At 73.1% G+C, this 889-nt stretch carries 1 protein-coding gene; it reads left to right on the top strand.

What is annotated here, in order from left to right; genetic code table 11:
• Nucleotides 1-53: 53 nt before the first annotated feature.
• A partial coding sequence (locus tag AB1460_RS37865; RefSeq protein ID WP_368967402.1) for a transposase domain-containing protein occupies nucleotides 54-889 on the top strand: 836 nt, incomplete at its 3' end.

Genomic DNA, 889 nt, shown 5'->3' with positions numbered 1-889 from the left:
TGTGGTGTGTCGGTTCGGGTGGTTCTGCCTGGTTGGCGGCATGATCGGGGGCTGTGGCGGACACGGGGGCGGTGGCGGGTAGCCAGCTGACGGACTGGATCTCGTTGGGGGTCCTGACGTCGTTCGTCTCGCGGGATGCAGTCGATGAGGCGATCGAGGCGACCGGGAGAGGTGCCCGGCGCAGCGACACGACGATCCCGCCGCGGGTCGCGGTCTACTTCGTGATGGCGCTCGCGTTGTTCGCGGACGACGACTACGAGGCGGTCGCGCGGCGGCTCGCCGCCACCCTTGACGATCTCGATGTTGTCGGGCCGCGGTGGGAACCGACCTCGGGCGGGCTGACGAAAGCCCGCCAGCGGCTCGGTTCAGCGCCGCTGGCGGAACTGTTCTCGCAGGTCGCCGGGCCGGTCGCGGACCTCGACACGGTCGGGGCGTTCCTCGGCCCGTGGCGGCTGATGAGTATCGACGGGCTGGAGTGGGACGTGCCGGCCTCGGTGGAGAACATCGCCGCGTTCGGCCTGCCCGCGGGCCGTGACGGCGCGCCGGGGGCGCTGCCGAAGGTCCGCGCGGTCACCGTGTCCGAGTGCGCCTCGCACGCGCCGGTGCTGGCCGCGCTCGGCCCTGCCGGCGGCGCGAAGCCCGCCAGCGAGCAGGCCCTGGCCCGCACCCTGTACCCGCGGCTGGCCGAACGCTGGCTTCTGCTCGCGGACCGCAGCTTCTCCTCCTGGACGGACTGGTGCACGGCCGCGGACACCGGCGCGGCGTTGCTGTGGCGGGTCAAGGCCAGCCTGCGGCTGCCGCCGCTGCGCGCGTTGTCCGACGGCTCGTACCGGACGGTCCTGGTCAACCCGAAGATCACCGGGAAGGCGCGGGACGCACTCGTCGCCGC

Origin of the sequence: Parafrankia sp. FMc2 (assembly GCF_041008525.1) — a bacterium.
Lineage (GTDB): Bacteria > Actinomycetota > Actinomycetes > Frankiales > Frankiaceae > Parafrankia.
This window is presented reverse-complemented; position numbering and strand designations above follow the sequence as displayed.